This is a genomic window from Lentzea sp. NPDC092896 (genome assembly GCF_044754905.1).
GTDB lineage: Bacteria > Actinomycetota > Actinomycetes > Mycobacteriales > Pseudonocardiaceae > Lentzea.
Genome location: NZ_JBIVPX010000003.1, coordinates 944869 through 959984 on the forward strand (window position 1 = coordinate 944869; position 15116 = coordinate 959984).

General features: G+C 69.9%; 14 protein-coding genes. 10 read left to right on the forward strand and 4 right to left on the reverse strand.

What is annotated here, in order from left to right; all coding sequences use genetic code 11:
- Nucleotides 1-11: 11 nt before the first annotated feature.
- From ACIQF0_RS20435 to ACIQF0_RS20445, 3 genes are read left to right on the forward strand one after another with little or no spacing between them, the layout of a single operon-like run.
- Nucleotides 12-1286: a PPE domain-containing protein gene (locus ACIQF0_RS20435; RefSeq protein WP_401031317.1), complete on the forward strand. Its 1275-nt coding sequence runs from the start codon at nucleotides 12-14 to the stop codon at nucleotides 1284-1286.
- Nucleotides 1283-2089: an ESX secretion-associated protein EspG gene (locus ACIQF0_RS20440; protein WP_401031319.1), complete on the forward strand. Its 807-nt coding sequence runs from the start codon at nucleotides 1283-1285 to the stop codon at nucleotides 2087-2089. The genes ACIQF0_RS20435 and ACIQF0_RS20440 overlap by 4 nt, the downstream gene beginning before the upstream one ends.
- 56 nt (nucleotides 2090-2145) lie before the next feature.
- On the forward strand, nucleotides 2146-3789 hold the full coding sequence (locus tag ACIQF0_RS20445) for a glycosyl hydrolase family 28-related protein (RefSeq protein WP_401031321.1): 1644 nt from the start codon (nucleotides 2146-2148) through the stop codon (nucleotides 3787-3789).
- Here ACIQF0_RS20445 and ACIQF0_RS20450 read toward each other — a convergent pair.
- Both ACIQF0_RS20450 and ACIQF0_RS20455 read right to left on the reverse strand, forming a co-directional pair.
- The gene (locus ACIQF0_RS20450; protein WP_401031323.1) at nucleotides 3784-5472 is read right to left on the reverse strand and encodes a hypothetical protein; all 1689 of its coding nucleotides are present in this window, start codon (nucleotides 5470-5472) and stop codon (nucleotides 3784-3786) included. The genes ACIQF0_RS20445 and ACIQF0_RS20450 overlap by 6 nt on opposite strands.
- Nucleotides 5469-7004, reverse strand: a complete 1536-nt coding sequence (locus ACIQF0_RS20455; protein ID WP_401031325.1) for a hypothetical protein — start codon at nucleotides 7002-7004, stop codon at nucleotides 5469-5471. The genes ACIQF0_RS20450 and ACIQF0_RS20455 overlap by 4 nt, the downstream gene beginning before the upstream one ends.
- A 90-nt stretch (nucleotides 7005-7094) precedes the next feature.
- Between ACIQF0_RS20455 and ACIQF0_RS20460 the strand changes: the two genes are divergently transcribed.
- Nucleotides 7095-7442: a sterol carrier family protein gene (locus ACIQF0_RS20460; RefSeq protein ID WP_401031505.1), complete on the forward strand. Its 348-nt coding sequence runs from the start codon at nucleotides 7095-7097 to the stop codon at nucleotides 7440-7442.
- Here ACIQF0_RS20460 and ACIQF0_RS20465 read toward each other — a convergent pair.
- Together ACIQF0_RS20465 and ACIQF0_RS20470 are read right to left on the reverse strand one after the other, a co-directional pair.
- The gene (locus ACIQF0_RS20465; protein ID WP_401031327.1) at nucleotides 7439-9409 is read right to left on the reverse strand and encodes an alpha/beta hydrolase; all 1971 of its coding nucleotides are present in this window, start codon (nucleotides 9407-9409) and stop codon (nucleotides 7439-7441) included. The two genes, ACIQF0_RS20460 and ACIQF0_RS20465, sit on opposite strands and share 4 nt — an antisense overlap.
- Nucleotides 9406-9729, reverse strand: a complete 324-nt coding sequence (locus ACIQF0_RS20470; protein WP_401031328.1) for a hypothetical protein — start codon at nucleotides 9727-9729, stop codon at nucleotides 9406-9408. Before ACIQF0_RS20470 ends, ACIQF0_RS20465 begins: the two co-directional genes overlap by 4 nt.
- Before the next feature lie 94 nt (nucleotides 9730-9823).
- Here ACIQF0_RS20470 and ACIQF0_RS20475 point away from each other — a divergent pair, with 94 nt between their 5' ends.
- The 6 genes from ACIQF0_RS20475 to ACIQF0_RS20500 all read left to right on the forward strand — a co-directional run bounded on the left by ACIQF0_RS20475 (nucleotide 9824) and on the right by ACIQF0_RS20500 (nucleotide 15113).
- Nucleotides 9824-10570: a maleylpyruvate isomerase N-terminal domain-containing protein gene (locus ACIQF0_RS20475; protein ID WP_401031330.1), complete on the forward strand. Its 747-nt coding sequence runs from the start codon at nucleotides 9824-9826 to the stop codon at nucleotides 10568-10570.
- Complete coding sequence (locus ACIQF0_RS20480) at nucleotides 10570-10872, forward strand: hypothetical protein (RefSeq protein ID WP_401031332.1); 303 nt, start codon at nucleotides 10570-10572, stop codon at nucleotides 10870-10872. The genes ACIQF0_RS20475 and ACIQF0_RS20480 overlap by 1 nt, the downstream gene beginning before the upstream one ends.
- Entirely contained in the window at nucleotides 10872-11234 is a 363-nt protein-coding gene (locus tag ACIQF0_RS20485; protein ID WP_401031334.1) for a hypothetical protein, read from the forward strand. Before ACIQF0_RS20480 ends, ACIQF0_RS20485 begins: the two co-directional genes overlap by 1 nt.
- A gap of 97 nt (nucleotides 11235-11331) precedes the next feature.
- Nucleotides 11332-12837, forward strand: a complete 1506-nt coding sequence (gene purF, locus ACIQF0_RS20490) for an amidophosphoribosyltransferase (protein WP_090066113.1) — start codon at nucleotides 11332-11334, stop codon at nucleotides 12835-12837.
- A gap of 30 nt (nucleotides 12838-12867) precedes the next feature.
- Nucleotides 12868-13929 (forward strand): phosphoribosylformylglycinamidine cyclo-ligase, encoded by a 1062-nt coding sequence (purM, locus tag ACIQF0_RS20495; RefSeq protein WP_401031336.1) that lies wholly within the window; start codon nucleotides 12868-12870, stop codon nucleotides 13927-13929.
- Nucleotides 13930-13982: 53 nt separating this feature from the next.
- A complete protein-coding gene (locus tag ACIQF0_RS20500) occupies nucleotides 13983-15113 on the forward strand; it encodes a SigE family RNA polymerase sigma factor (RefSeq protein ID WP_401031338.1) in 1131 nt (376 codons plus the stop codon).
- The last annotated feature ends 3 nt before the right edge of the window (nucleotides 15114-15116 follow it).

Genomic DNA, 15116 nt, shown 5'->3' on the forward strand with positions numbered 1-15116 from the left:
GGGACTGACCGATGACTGACCACCGCTTCCAGGGGTACGGACACCCCGAGCTGTACAAGATGATCAACTCCGGTCCCGGCGTCTCCGCCTCCATCCCGGTGGAGCAGGGCTGGAAGACCATCGCCGCGACGCTCGCGCAGATCGACGCCGACCTGCACACCGGCCTGTCGAAGATGGGCGCGGACTGGGAGTCCGACGCCTCCGACGCCGCCCAGGGCGCGCTGTCGCCGCTGGCCGAGTGGGCCGGTTTCGCCGAGTCCGGCGCCACGACCATGGAGAGCTCCGCGCGCCTGCAGGGCGAGTACATCGCCGACGCGCGCAAGAAGATGCCCGAGGTCGTCCCGATCACGACCGAGAAGCCCGGCCTGCTCGACATCGCGGCAGGTGCGCTGACCGGTCCCGTCGGCATGGCCCACGTCGTCGGCCAGCAGGTGGACCACGAGCGGCAGGAAGCCGCGGCGGACAACGCCGCCGCCAAGGCCGTCCAGGTCATGGAGGACTACCAGTCGGACAGCCGCTGGAACTCCTCGACGCTCGGTGACTTCCCGACGCCGCCGCAGGTCGTGATCGACACGCCGCCTCCGGCCGACACGGGTACCGGCAGCACGCGCGTCGGGTACACGTCGACCGGTCCCGGCGGGCCGTCCGGTACGAACACCGGCACGACCAACCCGTCGTGGACGCAGCCCCAGACGACGACGCAGCAGCAGGTCTCGACCGGCTGGACGCCGCCGCCCACCGACACCACGCACACGTCGTGGACGCAGCCTCCGACGACGACACCGACGCCTCCTCCCACGTACACCCCGCCGCCCACGAACGTCCCGCACCCGACGCCGACTCCCACGCCGGTCCCCGGCGGTCCGGTGTTCACCCGGCCGGGCACGGGCGGTCCCGGTGGACCTGGAGGCCCCGGTCGCTCTGGCGGCTCCGGTGGCGTTCGTGGTGGTCAGCTCGGTGGCGGCAAGGCGTTCGGGCCGATGTCCGGCTCGCTCGGCTCGTCCGGCCAGGCCGGCTCGATGAAGCCCGGCGGCATGCCGGGTGGCATGTCCGGCATGGGCTCCGGCCCCGAGGGCATGCGCGGCGGTGCCATGGGCTCCGGTGCGGGCGCTGGTGCCGGCAAGGCCGGTGCGGCCGGTGCCGGTGGCGGTGGCGCTCACGGCCAGAAGGGCGAGGGCGAGGACGACATCGAGCACAAGGCGGCCGACTACCTGGTCGAGACCGACGACGTGTTCGGCGACGAGCGCATGGTCGCGCCGCCGGTCATCGGCGGCCTGTCAGAGTGAGCCTGTTCGGCGCTCCGGCGGAGAGAGAACCGATCACTCTCTCCGCCGAGGAGTTCGACGTGCTGTGGGAACGCATGAACGTCGGCCCCATGCCGCTCGTGCTCAAAGTTCCCACCCCGGGTAAGACGCGGGACGAGCGAATCCAGCTCGAGAACCGCGTCTACCAGCAGTTGGACCACCGGCGCCTGGGCAACTCGCGCGGTCTCTCGTCCCAGTTGGACGGGTTGCTGCGGATGTTCGTGAAGCCCGAGCGGGAGGCGGACGGCCGCCTCTGGCTCGGCCACAGCCTGCGCGTCCTCGCCGTGGCGAACGGCGACTGGGGCGCGCTCGCGACGCTGCGGGACGACCAGCTGACGTTCCAGCCGTGGGAGGGCTCCGGGCTCGCCTCCGCGGTGCTGTCCCTGCTGCCCGCGCACCCCGCCGGGACGGGGCTCTCGGTGACGCTGCCGAGCGCGGACATCGAGAAGGCGATCGCGCAGACCGACGGCTCGCCGAAGTCGACGGAGGCCGCGTTCCGGAACATCGGGCTGCGCGAGGACGACGCGAAGGCGCTGGTGAAGATGTTCACCGGCATCGTGCACACCGGGAACTTCGGCGCGGCGGCCCGCGACAAGTACGGCAAGCGCTGGCGGCCCGAGCGCGTGGTCGCGTTCTTCGACACCGAAGAGGGCCGCTACCTGCAGCAACGCCGTTCCTCGAACGGTCAGCCGCCGTGGAGCACGTTCACGCCGACCGACGGCCGCCGGATGCTGCACCAGGTGGACGAGCTGATCTCCGAGGCGGTTCGTTCCGCGGGGGCCTGATGTCTGGTTTGATCTGACCACCGCCGCCGTGGCCAAGACCCCTTGGAGACGGCGAAATGAGCATCGACAGACGGCAATTCCTGCTGGCTACAGGGGTTGCGGTGGTCGGGTCGTCAGCGTTGACGGGGACTGCCTCCGCGCAGTCCTCCGCTTCGCTGTGGCAGGAGTTCGTTGCCAACCCGTACAACCACCCGCAGATCCCGAACATCTCGTTCGCCGGCTACCGCGCCGGTGAGAAGCCCGCCCGTCGCCCCGTCCTCGCGAACGTCCTCTTCTTCGGCGCGCGCCGCGACGGTTCGGCCGACGCGTCCGCGGCGATCAACAAGGCGATCGAGTTCGTCGGCAGGCTGGGTGGCGGCACCGTCCACGTGCCACCGGGCCGCTACCGGATCGACGACATCATCCGCATCGGCTACGACAACGTGGTGCTGCGCGGCGCGGGCAGTGCGAAGACGACGTTCTACGCGACCCGGTCGCTGGAGGAGATCGTCGGCATCAACCGCAGCCGCTACGGCTCGGAGAACTCGGCGTGGAGCTGGTCGGGTGGCCTGGTGTGGGTCTGCCACCGCGACCGCTACCAGCCGCTGGTCGACGCGATCAAGGCGAAGAAGTGGCCCTTCGAGGGCTGGACGGGCAACGAGCTGGAGCAGGGCTCGACGCTGACGGCGGTGACCGGTTCCGCAGCACGGGGTTCGTTCGTCGTGACCGTCGAGAACGGACGGAAGCTGCATGCAGGTCAACGGGTTCTGTTGCGGCTGGACGATTCCGAGTACTCGCTGCCCAAGCACATGTGCGGCGACATCCCAGGCACTCAGACCTACAAGTGGGACGACAAGGACAAGCTCCTGTCGTACTTCCCCTTCCTGTGGCCGGTGCGCGTGGAGTGGGTGCGCGGCAACAGGGTGAAGCTCGCGCAGCCGTTGCCGCTGGAGATCCGCCCGGAGTGGAAGGCGCGCCTGACCACGATGGCGCCGGTCGTCACGGGTGCGGGCGTCGAGGGCATCAAGATCGAGATGTTCAAGGTGCCGACGCCGAAGCACCTGCTGGACAAGGGGTACAACGGTCTCGCGTTCCAGTGCGCGTGGGACTGCTGGGCCGACGACGTGCACGTCCAGGACGTCGACAACGGCTTCCTCCTGGTGTCCTCCAAGGGAATCTCGCTGCTGAACACGCACGTGTCCGGCCGCGGCCACCACCACGCGTACGCGGTGCGCGAGCAGTCCCACGACAACCTGACTGATGGTTTCGTGATCGAGGCACCGTCCGAACCCTCGCAGGCGGGCGCCGGCAACCACGGCCTGAACGTCGAAGGCCTGTCCTGCGGCAACGTCTGGACCCGCGGCCGCATGGACCACGACGTCTTCGACACCCACCGCGGCCTGCCGTTCGCCAACGTCCGCACCGAGATCACCATCAACAACGTCGGCGCGCACGGCGGCAGCGCGAACGCGGGTCCGTTGTACGGCGCGCGTTTCGCGCACTGGAACGTCAGCGTCACCAACCAGCGCGCCGGCAACGTCCGCATCGACCAGGTGGCACCGTGCAGCGCCACCGTCGCGATCTCCGAGGTCCGCGACTTCGGCCAGATCGACAAGCCGGACTTCACCGGCGAGCTGAACTCCCGCCTGGAGCTCTACGGCACGACCTCCGTGACACCGCGCAACCTCTATGACGCACAACGGAAGTTGCGCCGTTCATGAGCTAGCCATCGCCACGGGCAGCGACCACGCCACGTCGTGCAGGTCGGTGGGGAGCACCAGCTTCTCCACCGACCTGCCGATCCGTCGCGTCCAGCCCCCATCGGTGAACTCCAGCCGGTACGACGCGTGCTCGCCCGGGGTCGTGCCGGACAGCAGCAGGTGCTGACCGTAGGTGCGTCCCGCCGTGGCCAGTGTCTGCAGGACCTCCCGGAACTCCGGGCGTTCCTCCAGCAGAGCGTGCACGCCGTCGACGCAGATCAGCAGCTCCGGCAGGACGAGCCCGGCGGCGCGGTAGTCCCAGATGGTGCGAAAGTTGTTGTGCGCCAACGTCCGGGCCCGTTGTTCGTGGTCCTCCAGCAGGTCCACGATGCCGTGCCGAACGTGCGGTGCGCCGTCGATTCCCGCGAACACACCGTTGCCGTGGAAGTCGATGAGGACGACCTCCAGCTCTTCCGGTGAATGCCGTGCCATCTGGCCGAGAACCACCGCGCGAACGCCTTCCGCCCGTCGCTCGTCCGGGGCCACGACCTCGCCGTGCGGGCCCATGCCGTCTTGCAGGTGCTTGGACTTCAGGTCTACCTCGACCGGTTGCCCGAACTCGTCCACCCCCACCGGAGCCCGGTACTGCAACCTGACCGGGCGTGGCCTCCACGCGTGCCTGTTCGGCATCTCGTGCAGAGCGAAGAAGTCCGGTGCCGGTTCCTCCTCGCGCATCAGCAGTGGCAACGACCTCGCCATCTCGCCGAGGTTCGCGGGCGCCGCGCAGTCGTCGACCAGCAGGTCCGTCAGCTCGCTCGGACCGTCGAACAGGAGCTGCATCCCGGACTTGCCGACGTCCGCCGAGATAGCGGCGAACGCGGGCTCTCCGATGTCCGCGAACCCGCTGACGCAGACCAGGAGCTGCGGCAGCACCTGGTCGAAGCCGCGGTGGTCGAAGATCGTCCAGGCGTTGCCGACGACTTCCAGCCGGCGTTCCGACTCGGCGACGAGCAGGTCCGCGATCCCCTGCGGATCCCTTGCCGCGTGCCGATGATGAGCCACGACGTGCGGAGCCTGGTCAAGCCCCTCGAACACACCCGAGTCGTGCGCGTCGACGAAGACCGCCTGGAACAACTTGGGTGAGTGCGTGGTCATCAGCCCGAGCACCAGACTCCGGAACGCCTCCGGTGCCGTGACGCTCAGATGCGATCCCGTGCGCCACTTCCCGTCGGCGAAGTGCGTCAGCTCCGCGACCACCGGCCTGCCGTCCGAGCCGACGCCGACCGGAACCTTCCACCACCGGCCTTTCCACGCGAGCGCCTTGGTGAAGCGCCTCAACCCGTGCAGCGAGAGGAAGTCCAGCACCTCGATCCGCAACGGCATCCGCTCCGGCAGCTCGTCCACCGACCGCGCGGTGACGATCACCCGGACGTTCCACACCCTCGCCGCGATCCACCGGACGGTGTCGGCGAGCCCGGGATCGCTTTCGCTGCAGTACTTCCAGTCGTCGACCAACAGGGTGGCGCCGGGTTCGGCCCCGCGCTCGAACCACGCCAGCAGGTTCTGCCGCCGCCGTTCGTCGCCGGGGTCGAAGCTCACCGCGACGCCCGCCACGTCACCCTTGCCGATGCGGTAGACCCCTTGTATCGCCCCGATTCGGGACGCGACGGCGTCAGGCGGGCCGATGAGCGCGAGGTGGTTCACGGCAGCGCGATCTGCGTGTGCAGGCGGTGGGGCAGGCAGAGACCGAACCCGGGCCGATCCGGCACCTGGGCCGCCTGCCGGGCGTCGACGAGGGACGTGCCGGGGTCGTCCAGGCGGAACTCGACGGCGAAGGCCAGGCTGTTCCTGATGAACGGCGGCACCTGGTCCCAGCTGCGGGCCGTCACGACGATGTGGCGTCGCGGGTCGAGCGGTTCGCCGGGACCGTCGAGGAGCTGGTAGCGGCTCGGATCGCCGAGGAGGGAGCCGAGGGTGCGCAGCGTGGTGCTCTTGCCGGTGCCCGGCCTGCCGACGATGGCGCCGTGGCGGAGCTCCTCGGTGAACACCGGGACCAGGACGTCCCGGCCTTGCTCGGACGGTGAGTCCACCAGGCCGATCGCGCCGGGCGGCAGCACGTCCAGTGTGAGGTCCACAGTGGACCTGAGCGGTGGCTTCGGCATGGCCACCGTGGCTTCCGCAGTGGACTTGCGCGGTGGCGGCAGCGCGAGTTCGTGAGCGGGCGGGCCGGATCCGGCCAGCGCCGGCGGCAGGACCTCGGCCCACTCCTCGAGGTCGTACGGCGTCACCGCGGACGGCCAGGCGGGGACCGGGAACGGCATGGTGAGCGGCACGTCACCCGAGCAGAGCAGGTGGACGCCGAGCTCGCGGCCGGCACGGGTGAAGGACTCCAGGACGCGCTTGTAGCCGGGGAGCCGTTCGACGAGCACCTCGGCGCCGTCCACGCAGAGCAGCAGGGCCGGGAACGGTTCGCCTGACCTGGCGAGCCGCTCCCTGCGGTCGAGTTCGCCGGCCAGGCCGTCGTGGAACCGCTCCAGCGTCCCGTCCCCGGTCTCTCCGGTGAGCGTGAACGCCACGTGCGGCGCCGCGTCCAGGCCGTCGAACACGCCGACGTTCTTCATGTCGAAGAAGCCGAAGTTCAGGTCCTTCGACGAGTGCGTGACCATGAGGCCCAGCAACGCGCTCAGGAGCTGCTGCTCGCGTTCCGCGGCCGGGCCGACGCAGGTGCCGACGGGGCCGCTGAGGTCCAGGTGCACCGGCCAGCCGCGGGCGTCTGACCCGATGGCGGCCTTCAGGTCGTCGTGCTGGTACTTGTTGCCCAGATCGGGCTCGATGCCGTGCAGCGCGAGGAAGTCCGTCGCCTCACCGTGCAGGTGCCGCCGCAACCGATCCGGTACGGCCGCCCACTTCCGTGCCGTGACGACCGTCTGGACACCGCGTGCCGGACCGAACGCGGCGATCCACTCGACGGTCCTGTCCAGCCCAGGGTCGAGGTCGGCGCACAGCTCCCAGTCGTCCACCAGCAGCACCGCACCCGCCGGCGCGCCGCGTTCGAACCAGTCCAGCAGGCTGCGGCAGCCCGGCTGGTCCGCCGGGTCGAAGGTGGCCGAGACCGGCAACGGGTCCGCGCCCCGCCCGATCCGGTACACCGAGATGTTCGGCGCCGCCCCTAGAGCCGCCGTCAGTCGTTCCCTGGTCGCCTGCCCGGGACCGACGACGGCGAAGTTCCTGATCACAGCCCAGAGGTATACCAACAGCCCGGGGAGCGCCGCTGCCCCTTCGCTAATGTGGGCGACGTGCCAGCCAAAGCCGTCGACCCCGCCGAGATGCGAGCCGCGGTCCAGGCCGTGCTCCCCTGGCTGCGCGGTGAGGCTGACCAGCCAGAACGTGCCGTGCTCGCCGCCGCCGTCCGGCTGAGCCTGCGGACCCTCGAACGGATCGCGCCCGGCCGCAGCGTCGAGGTGCGCGTGCCGCCGTTCGCCGCCGTGCAGTGCGTCGAAGGGCCGCGCCACACCCGTGGCACGCCCCCGAACGTCGTGGAGACCGACCCGCGAACGTGGCTCGAACTGGCCACCGGCGGCCTGGCGTGGGCCGACGCGCTGGACGGCGCTCGGGTCACCGCGTCGGGGACCCGAGCCGACCTCTCACACCTGCTGCCGGTCGTGAGGTTCTAGAACCACGACCCGATCGTCTTGATGGCCCCGCCGACGCCGTCGACGACGTCCTTCCCGAGCTCCACCGCGTTGCCCACGGTGTCGACCACGACGTCACCGGCATCGCTCGCGACCTCGCCGACGGTGTCCACCGCGTGCCCGGCCGCGTCGCCCCAGCGGCCGTTCGAGATGTCGTCCGCGACCTGACCGCCACCGCGCCAGATGTCCTCGCCCATGTCGACGACCTCCTTGCCGGTGTTGACGCCCCAGTCGATGACCGGCCCGACACCGGGCAGGTTCGAACCGGGCACCTCACGCGGCGTGGGCGCGTCCTGCCAGCGCTGCTCGGTGACGCTGCCGCCGTCCCCGTTGGCGATCTTCGCGATGTTGCTGAGCGACTCGGTGTCCTTGTCGTAGTAGGACGAGTGGGCGTGCCCGATCCAGGACTCGCCGGACGTGCCGAACGTCTTCGCGCCGAACGACGAGTCGTAGGGACCGGTCGACGACCCGTCCTTGGTGAACCAGTCACCACTCGTCGCCTGGATCACCGGATCGTGTTCGGTGCCACCGACGTAGACGTGGCCGCCGCCGGCCGACAGCTGGTCTACGTTGGACGCGCCGACGCCCGGCGAGCCGACGAACACGATGTCGTCCGCCTTCAGGCCGTTGTCCATGGCGGAGTAGCCGACGACCGTGCTGCCGTAGCTGTGGCCGATCACCGTGACGTGGGCGTTCGGGTTGGCGGTGCGGTAGCCCTCGACGTCCTTCGCGAGGATCGCGCCACCCTCGCGGGCCTGCTCGGGGTCGTTCACCTGGCCAGGCAGGAACTCCGGCGCGTCGTAGCCGAGCCACTGGATCGCGGCGCCGTCCGGGCCCATCTGGTTGCTGAGGTTCGAGGCCTGGTCCAGGCCGAAGCTGCTGAGCGTGGACGTGGTGCCGGGCACGCACACCGCGACGTTCTTCGCGGTGTCCGGGTTGCCGAACGCGACGGCGATCGCGCCTTCCTTGGCGCCGGCGCCGTCAGGGCTCCACGCGAGGACGTACGCCTGCTTACCGGTCTCCGTGCTCAGCTGTCCCGCCTTGACCAGCGCGCCCACCGCGTCATCCGCGTTCTTCGCGCGACGTGCCGCTTCGTCGTACTGCGACATCAGCTGTGAGCCCTGCGCGTCGTTGCGCAGAGCCCGCTGGCCCTCCGACGAGTTCGGGTCGACGCCGAGCTCGCGCGCACGGTCGGCCAGCTGCTGCTTGAGCTGGTCCTTCTCCGCGTTGAACCGCGCCGCGTCCTCAGGGATCCGCTTGCGGTTCGCGTAGTCCAGCACGTCGGCGGGCAGGCCGCGGAGCTGGCCGAGCTCCTGGTACTTGGTGTTCTTGAGCGCTTCCTGCTGTTCCTTGCTGAGCGACTTCCACCAGTCGGCGACGGCCTTCGGGTCGGAGCCCGGCGGTGGCACCGGCGGCAGGGCACCGCCCGCACCACCGCGCTGGGCGGCACGGTCCCAGCCGCAGTCCGTGCGCGCCGACTCCTCGAAGCCCGGCGGGATCTTGGTGAGCGCGCTCGCGTAGGAACGCAGAACGTTGTTGTAGCCCGACTTCACCTTGTCCAGGTGCTGGTTGACCTGGTTGGCGAGCTGGCGGGTCTGCTCCTCGTCCATGCCCGGCGGACGGCCGCGCCACACGCCGATCGCCTGGTCCGCGGCACCCCGCATCTGGCCGTAGGCCCGCGAAGCGGCCTGCACGATGTCGACGCCCGCACCGAGTCGTTCGGCGGCGGCCTTGGCAGCGGTGGCGGACAGCTGGGCACGCGCGGTGAACTTCGTGGCGGCATCGCCGGTCCAGTTGCTCACGGCGGTCTTGCCGCCGTTGGCGACGGACTCTCCAGCGCGACCGACCGCGCTGATCGCACCCGTGATCGGGTCGGCGGCCGCGGCGATCCGGCCGGCATCACCGGACGCGAGCCTGCCGTACAGGCTCTCGGGATCCGTGTAGCTCACTGACCGCCCCCCAGTCCCGCCATGAGCTTCTTCATCACCGAGGTGTGGTCGTCCTCGGTGCGCTGGTAGGCCTCGGCGTTCGACACGAGACCCTCGGCGGCGTCGGTGAACCAGGAGGAACCGCGCTGCAGGTCCTGGGAGTGCGTGCCGACGAACTTCGACAGCGCGTCCGCGAACTCCGCGGCGGCGTCGACCTCCCCGAACGCGCCCGCGTCGAGCTGGAGCATCGAGATCATCTCCGCTGCCTCGCGCACCGCGTCGGAGCCGTTGCCGAACTCCTTGGACGCGTTGCGCAGCAGCTCTGGCTCAACGCCGAACATCGCCACCCCCTGTTGGTCACCGATCAATGCGACGCAGATACATGATGGCCGGTTCCCCCCTCGTCGGAGGACGGTTTCGGGCACGATGTCGTTCATGGTGCAGACAGGGTGGACGGCCCAGCGGTGGACCGCTGTGTTCATCGAGCAGGCGGAGTTGTTCCGCAAGGCAGTGGCGGACGCGGACCCGGCGGCCGAGGTGCCGACCCGGCCCGGCTGGACCGTCCAGGACCTGGTGATCCACCTCGCGCGCTTCCTGGAGACCTCCACCGAGTACCTGCGCACCGGCAGCCGCACCGCGATGCGGCCGTCGCCCCCGCCTGCCGGGCTGGCGCCGCTGCAGTACCTCGACCTGCAGCTGACCGCGGCCGCGGAGATCCTCACGGCCGTGCCGGGAAACCGCCCGGTGTGGACGTTCTCGCCGGCGGCGCCCGACCTGGCGTGGGTGTGGCACCGCCGGATCGCGCACGAGACGGTGCTGCGCCGGTTCGACGCGCAGACGGTCGTCCGCCAGGTGGTCGCCACGGACGCCGACCTCTGCGCCGACGGCATCGACGAGGTGCTGAGCACGATCGTCGCGGCCAATCTCGACGGCGACGTGCCGAGCACCGTGACCGGCACCGCCACCGTGCGGCCGACCGACGTACCGGAGTCGTGGCTGATCTCCCTCGTGGCCGGTGAGGTGCCCGAAACCCGTGCCGCGGCCCCTGGTGAGGAGGGCGACGCGCAGGTGACCGGTGAGGCCGAGGTCGTCTACTTCTGGCTCTGGAACAGGATGAACTTCAAGGAGATGACCGGCGATCGACGCGTGCTGGACGTCCTCCAGGTCGGACGGGGGCACTGATGCGCAAGCTCGCCGCCGTCCTGTTGAGCTGCCTCGCGCTGACCGCCTGCGGCGACAAGAAGTTCGAGGGTGACGTGAAGTTCAAGGTCACCAAGACCGACTCCGAGGGGTACGAGCTCGTCCTGGCGCAGGAACAACCGGTCGACATGATCAGCGACTGGTACTCGGGCCGCGTTCTTGCCAGGGAGTTCGCGGAACCCGTCGCGGTCGGCGACGAGGTGGTGTGCCACGTCGTCCAGGAACGGGTCAACGAGAAGCACATCTCGACTCGCTCCCAGACCACGAACTGCAAAAAGGCCTGATGCGCAAGATCATCGCGGCGCTCGCGGCCTGCCTGGTGCTGGCCGGCTGCGGGCTCGGCCGCTGGGAAGGCGAGATCCGCTTCAAGGTCACCAGCATCAACAACTGCTACGACGGCTACAGCGACGTCATCTGCGCGACCCGCATCTACCTCGACCTCGTCGGAGACCTGCCCGCGGGCGCACCCGGCAAGAGCTCCTTCAAGAGTGCCTTCGTAGAGCCGGACGACTTCGAGGACGAGTCGAAGGTGCGCGACCAGGTGGCGGTGGGCGACGAGATCATCTGCGTCGGCCAGGAACAGTCCGAGGGCTTCGAGTACCTCAACGGGATCCCGCTGCAGCTCTCGAAGTGCCGGATGGCATGAGTTTCATCACCTCACCAGGGGTCTGGAGGGGGTAGTTGGCCCCCTGCTCCACTTACACTCGGGTTGCAGCCAGCCCCATCGTGAGGGAGCCAATTCGGTGGTCGACGACCATTCCCAGTCCGAACAGGAACCCCGTGAGGAGTGTGGCGTCTTCGGCGTCTGGGCTCCCGGTGAAGACGTCTCGAAGATGACCTACTACGGGCTCTACGCCCTGCAGCACCGCGGCCAGGAGGCCGCGGGCATCTCGGTCGGAGACGGGGCGCAGGTCGTCGTCTTCAAGGACCTCGGACTCGTCAGCCAGGTGTTCGACGAGCAGGTCCTGCAGAGCCTCAAGGGCCACGTGGCCGTCGGGCACTGCCGCTACTCCACCACCGGGTCCACGACCTGGGAGAACGCGCAGCCCACGTTCCGCACCACCGCCGCCGGCTCGGGTCTGAGCCTCGGCCACAACGGCAACCTGGTGAACACCGCCGAGCTGCTGGAGAAGGCCAAGTCCCTCGGCATCGTCGAGCGCAACGGCGCCACCACCGACTCGGACATCCTCTGCGGCCTGCTCGCCCACGCGGCGGCCGACAAGGGCATCGAGCAGGCCGCGCTGGAGCTGCTGCCGACGGTCAAGGGCGCGTACTGCCTGACGTTCTCCGACGAGTCCACGCTGTACGCGGCGCGCGACCCGCACGGCGTCCGCCCGCTGGTGCTCGGCCGGTTGGAGCGCGGCTGGGTCGTGGCGAGCGAGACCGCGGCACTCGACATCGTCGGCGCGAGCTTCGTGCGCGAGGTCGAGCCGGGTGAGCTGATCGCGATCGACGGTGACGGCCTGCGGTCGACCCGGTTCGCGACGCCGGAGCCCAAGGGCTGCATCTTCGAGTACGTCTACCTGGCGCGCCCGGACACGACGATCTCCGGTCGCGGCGTCCACGCGACGCGCGTCGAGATCGGCCGCCGCCTCGCCAAGGAGCACCCGGTCGAGGCCGACCTGGTGATCCCGGTGCCGGAGTCCGGCACGCCCGCCGCCATCGGGTACGCGCAGGCCAGCGGCATCCCGTACGGATCGGGCCTGGTCAAGAACGCCTACGTCGGCCGGACGTTCATCCAGCCGTCGCAGACCATCCGCCAGCTGGGCATCCGGCTGAAGCTGAACCCGTTGCGCGACGTCATCCGCGGCAAGCGGCTCGTCGTCGTGGACGACTCGATCGTGCGCGGCAACACCCAGCGCGCGCTCGTCCGCATGCTGCGCGAGGCCGGTGCGCTCGAAGTGCACGTGCGGATCGCCTCGCCGCCCGTCAAGTGGCCGTGCTTCTACGGCATCGACTTCGCCTCACGCGCGGAGCTCATCGCGAACGGCTTGGACGACGACGGCATCCGTCGCTCGGTCGGCGCCGACTCGCTCGGGTACGTGTCGCTGGAGCAGCTCGTCGCGGCGACCGAGCAGCCCAAGTCGCGGCTGTGCTCGGCCTGCTTCGACGGCGAGTACCCGATCGAACTGCCGCAGGACGCGCTCATCGGCAAGCACCTGCTCGAGGGCCTCAAGGGCGTGTCGGGCTCAGCCGCTCCCGTTCTGGCGAGCGGCTATGGTGCCGAAGACGCCCTGCGTCGCCCTTAGGCATCCCAGATCCAAGTGGAAGAAGTTGACGTGACCGACAGCGCCAAGGCCACCTACGCCGCCGCCGGAGTCAGTATCGCCGCAGGTGACGAGGCGGTGGAGAAGCTCAAGCCGTGGGCGGCCAAGGCGAATCGGCCCGAGGTGCTCGGTGGCATCGGTGGCTTCGCCGGCCTGTTCCAGCTCAAGCTCGACCGCTGGAAGGAGCCGGTCCTCGCGTCCTCCACGGACGGTGTCGGCACCAAGATCGCGATCGCGCAGGCGCTCGACAAGCACGACACGATCGGCGTCGACCTCGTCGCCATGATCGTGGACGACTTGGTCGTGTGCGGCGCCGAGCCGTTGTTCGTGCAGGACTACATCGCGGTCGGCAAGGTCGTTCCCGACCGGATCGCGTCGCTGGTCAAGGGCATCGCCGAAGGCTGTGTCCAGGCCGGTTGCGCGCTGCTCGGCGGCGAGACCGCGGAGCACCCCGGCCTGATGGGCGACGACGACTACGACATCTCCGGCACCGGCGTCGGCGTGGTCGAGCACTCCAAGCTGCTCGGTCCCGACCGGGTCCGCGACGGCGACGTCGTGATCGCGATGGGCTCGTCCGGCCTGCACTCCAACGGCTACTCGCTCGCCAGGCACGTGCTGCTGGAGATCGCGCGCATGCCGCTCGAGGGCCACGTCGAGGAGTTCGGCCGCACCCTCGGCGAGGAGATGCTGGAGCCGACCAAGATCTACGCCAAGGACTGCCTCGCGCTGATCGCCGAGACCGAGGTCCGCGGGTTCTCCCACGTCACCGGTGGTGGCCTGGCCGCGAACCTGGCCCGCGTGCTGCCGGAGGGCCTGCACGCGAAGCTGGACCGCGGCACCTGGACGCCCGCGCCCGTCTTCCAGCTCATCGCCCAGCGCGGGCGCGTCGAGCGCGAGGAGATGGAGAAGGCGTTCAACATGGGCGTCGGCATGGTCGCCGTCGTCGCGCCGGAGGACGTCGACCGCGCGCTGGCAGTGCTGACCGCCCGCCACGTCCCGGCGTGGGTGCTCGGCGAGATCACCAAGGCCGCCGAGGGCGGCGCCGCGCTCGTCGGCGACCACCCGCGATTCTGAGGCAACCTCCTGAGGCGGTCGCCGCGTACTAAGCGGCGACCGAGGAGGGGCACTTGGACCGCGACCGCGAGTTCGGGGAGTTCGTCGACGCACGTGCGCTTGTCATGCGCCGCACGGCATACCTGCTGTGCGGCGACTGGCACCGCGCCGAGGACATCGTCCAGAGCGCGTTGATCAAGATGTACGTGGCCTGGGCGCGCGTGCGCAAGGACAGCGTCGACGCCTACGCCCGCAAAGTGCTCGTGCGCACCGCCATCGACGAGACCCGGCGCGGGTTCTTCCAGCGCGAACGCCCCGTCGACGCCGTGCCCGAACTCGCCGCCCCGGACTCGACGTCCGACCTGGACCTGCGCGAAGCCCTCGACACGTTGCCTCCTGGGCAACGCGCTGTCGTCGTGCTGCGGTACTGGGAGGACCTGAGCATCACCGAGACCGCCCGCATCCTCGGCAGGACGGAGGGCACGGTGAAGAGTCAGGCCGCCAAGGGCCTCGCCGCGTTGCGTCACCTGCTGGAGGACGAGCCCGAGCTGCGGATCCACCGCTCCGAGGTCATCCGCAAGGGCAAGACCAAGCTGGTCCGCAGGCGGGCCGCGATCGCGTCGGCACTCGCGTTCGTGCTCGTGGCGGGGTTCGGCACGGCCGGCTATCTGGCACAACCGGACGAGAAGTCGGCACCGGCGACGGCGAACTCCGCTGTCGATCGCAACGACGAGCTGACCCGGATCCTGCGCGACTCGGGCGTCATCCCGGCGGGCGTCACCGCACACGACGTGGCGTCGACGAAAGCGCTGCAGTTCTACAACGTCAACGGGCTGGAGAGCCGGATGGCGGTCGCACGGCTGACCGATGCCGCCGGCGCGAGCGGCCTGCTGCTCGATCTCTCCGCAGACGGGCCGGGCAGCGTCACCTGCGCCGGGGGCGAGGAGTGCCAGTACGCCGAGGTCGAAGGCGTCAAGATCGTGACCTACGTGAACCGCCTGCCCGGTACGGGCCAGGTGTCCTGGAGGGCGGAAGCGCACCGGCCCGATGGCACGCACGTCTCCATCTGGAGTGACAACGTCGGCAGCTTCCGAGCGAACAGTCCGTTCACGCAATCGATCGATACGCCGGTGGCGCGGCCGGAACCGATCCTCCAGCGGGACGCCCTGATAAAGATCGCGACATTGCCCGGCCTCACCTTCTAATCT

Bases quoted from the DNA above. Each gene is read 5' to 3' on its own strand.
- ACIQF0_RS20460 (WP_401031505.1), top strand. From the start codon at position 7,095: ATGCGAGCCGCGGTCCAGGCCGTGCTCCCCTGGCTGCGCGGTGAGGCT.
- ACIQF0_RS20475 (WP_401031330.1), top strand. From the start codon at position 9,824: ATGGTGCAGACAGGGTGGACGGCCCAGCGGTGGACCGCTGTGTTCATC.
- ACIQF0_RS20435 (WP_401031317.1), top strand. From the start codon at position 12: ATGACTGACCACCGCTTCCAGGGGTACGGACACCCCGAGCTGTACAAG.
- ACIQF0_RS20480 (WP_401031332.1), top strand. From the start codon at position 10,570: ATGCGCAAGCTCGCCGCCGTCCTGTTGAGCTGCCTCGCGCTGACCGCC.
- ACIQF0_RS20470 (WP_401031328.1), bottom strand. From the start codon at position 9,729: ATGTTCGGCGTTGAGCCAGAGCTGCTGCGCAACGCGTCCAAGGAGTTC.
- ACIQF0_RS20485 (WP_401031334.1), top strand. From the start codon at position 10,872: ATGCGCAAGATCATCGCGGCGCTCGCGGCCTGCCTGGTGCTGGCCGGC.
- ACIQF0_RS20445 (WP_401031321.1), top strand. From the start codon at position 2,146: ATGAGCATCGACAGACGGCAATTCCTGCTGGCTACAGGGGTTGCGGTG.